The organism is Rhizobium sp. P2_G2, assembly GCF_056403555.1.
This window is the reverse complement of record NZ_JBFUFF010000234.1, coordinates 1-2,794: the sequence shown is the minus strand read 5'-3', so window position 1 is coordinate 2,794 and position 2,794 is coordinate 1. Positions and strand designations below refer to the sequence as shown.

The window sequence follows — 2,794 nt, the reverse complement described above, 5'->3', positions numbered from 1 at the left end:
CGCTTAAGCTTACCCGGCCTTCGTATCCTCTCCCGCAAGGGGCGAGGAAAACTCGCGGCGGCCTCTTGCCACAATCGAGGCGGTTGCTCATGGCACCCTACCTCTCCCCTTGCGGGAGAGGATAGCAAGCCCGCGCGAGACGTAGTCGAGTGCCTGGGCGCGCTTGGTGAGGGGTAAACAGCCTCGCCAACCCCTAAAGCCCGCGCGTCCTCAGCCAAGCCTTGGTCAGTGCCTCGAACCGTCCCGCCATATCCGCAATCGCGGCCTCGTCATTCATCTGACCCGACAGCCATTGCTGCGCGGCATAGGCAAAAATCGTCCGGCCGACCGCAAAGCCCTTGACCAGCGGCGAGACTGCGGTGGCGGCAAACGCCTTTTCAAGCTGCTCTGCCGGCGCTTCCAGGCCGAGTAGCACGATGCCGCGGCACCAGGGGTCGTTGTCGTTTATCACCTTTTCGATATTCTTCCACGCAGCCGGCGAATGCTGCGGTTCGAGCTTCCACCAGTCCGGCTTGATACCGAGCGCGTAGAGTTCGGTGATCGCGCGCGAAATCGTCGTGTCGTCCAATGTCCCATGCTTGCCAGCGATGATTTCGACCAGCAGTTCGCGACCGACCTTGCGGGCGGCTTCGAACAGGCTGAGCAGCTTCTGCTGCTGCTCCCTCTTCAGCGCTTCCGGATCGTCCGGATGGTAGAAGCACAGGCATTTGATGCAATGCTCGACCGGCCATTCGACCAGCTGCGAGCCGATATCCTGCGAGAATTCGAACCGGAGCGGCCGTGAGCCTGGCAGTTCCACCGGCCGGCCGATCCAGGAAAAGCCCTTTTTGGCGGCGTCGAAGAAGGCCTCGCGACCAAAACGCTCGTCGATCAGCATGCCGTAGCCTTCGCGGCCCTGGCTGACCCGTGCGGCGGCAGCGACGGCCAGCCGCTTGAAGACGTTGATCTTCGCATGCGGCGCCTTGACGGAATCGCAGATATCCGTGAGCTGCGAGCGATGGTCGATGGCCAGCGCCATCAGGAGCGGGATATCGCCGCGGCGCGTCGTCGCCCAATGGATGTGGCTGAGCGCCTCATCCTTTCTGAGCGCCTTGTATTTGCTGCCATGCTTGAGGAAATGTTGCAGCTCTTCCCAGGTCGGATATTCCGGCGCACAGAGCAGGCGCGATACGGCGAAGGCGCCGCAGGCATTGGCCCAGGTGGCCGAGGTCGCATGCGGCTCGCCCGAGAGCCAGCCGCGCAGCAGGCCGGACATGAAGGCGTCGCCGGCGCCGAGCACATTATAGACCTCGATCGGAAAGCCCTGGCCGACAATGCCGTCTTCGAGATTGTCGGAGATCGGGCCGTCATAGACGATGCAGCCCATGGCGCCGCGCTTGAGCACGATGGTCGCCGGCGTCGCCGCCCGGATCGCTTTCAGCGAGGCGAGCACACTATCGGCGCCCGAGGCGATCATGATCTCTTCCTCGGTGCCGACGATCAGGTCGCAATCCGGCAGCACCGATTTCATCAGCGTCGAGACGCGATCGGATTTCACATAACGCTCGAAGCCTTCGGCATGGCCGGCGAGGCCCCAGAGATTGGGGCGATAGTCGATGTCGAAAATCACCTTGCCGCCGCTCTCCTTGGCGATGCGGATCGCCTTGCGCTGCGCCGCTTCCGTATTCGGCTTGGAGAAATGCGTGCCGGAGACGAGGACGGCGCGTGACGAACGGATGAAATCCTCGTCAATATCGCTTTCGTCGAGCGCCATGTCGGCGCAGTCGGTGCGCACGAAAATCATCGGCGACACGCCTTCGGATTCGATCGCCAGCAGCACCAGCGCCGTCAGCCGGTCCTTGTCGGTGGCGATGCCATCGGTGTTGACGCCTTCGCGGTCGAGCTGCTCGCGAATGAAGCGGCCCATCTGCTCGTCGCCAACCTTGGTGATCAGCGCAGATTTGAGCCCTAGCCGGGCGGTGCCGACAGAAATATTGGTCGGGCAGCCGCCGACCGACTTGGCGAAGGAGGCAATGTCCTCTAGCCGCGAGCCCGATTGCTGGCCATAAAGATCCACGGAGGAACGTCCGATGGTGATGACGTCGAGGCTTTTTTCCTGATCTGAACCGGCCATTGCTCTATCCTCTATTTCCAGCCGGTCTTGCAGCCGACTTTTCGCCATTTTGAAACATAAATTCTATGGAAAAGTCAAATGGAATTTTTGTTTCATTTTGTATATATGTTCCTTTCGCGTTCCATCTGGCGGCGCTTTTCGGCGATCGCCACCGGCATGGCCATGGCCAGCGCCATCGAAGCCGATAGCGAGCGGAAACCGGAGAAATCCGATTCCACCACTTCGAACCAGCATTTGGCGAAAACCGCAAGCGGCGAGAACACCGAGTCGGTGATCGCCACCACCGGTACGCCGCGCTTGGCGAAACTCTCGGCATTGGCAATGCTGTCGGCTGCATAGGGCGAGAAACTGACGGCAAAGGCCGCGTCGCGGTCGCCAGCGAATTGCGCCATCTCCGCCTCGACGCCGTTCGGCGACGCCACCATGATGTAGCGGATACCGAGTTTGCCGAAGGCATAGGCCATGTGCGCGGTCAGCGGATAGGAGCGGCGCTTGGCAATGAGATAGATCGTCTCGGCGCCGGCGAGAATGTCGATGGCCTGGGCGAATTGCGCCGGATCGATCGATGCCGCCAGCCGGCCGATCGACTGCGCTGCCGCATTCAGGAAGCCGCTGAGCAGTTCGGCTTCGTGGATATGATTGTTTTCGCGCTCGAGGATGTTCAACCGCTCTTCGTAAGAA

General features: G+C 61.4%; 2 protein-coding genes. Both read right to left on the bottom strand.

What is annotated here, in order from left to right:
• Window positions 1–193: 193 nt before the first annotated feature.
• Window positions 194–2,113: a bifunctional 5-dehydro-2-deoxygluconokinase/5-dehydro-2-deoxyphosphogluconate aldolase gene (locus AC1D06_RS42340; protein ID WP_477874507.1), complete on the bottom strand. Its 1,920-nt coding sequence runs from the start codon at window positions 2,111–2,113 to the stop codon at window positions 194–196.
• 92 nt (window positions 2,114–2,205) lie between these two features.
• The coding region (locus AC1D06_RS42335) for a MurR/RpiR family transcriptional regulator (protein ID WP_477991526.1) at window positions 2,206–2,794 on the bottom strand (589 nt) is incomplete at its 5' end.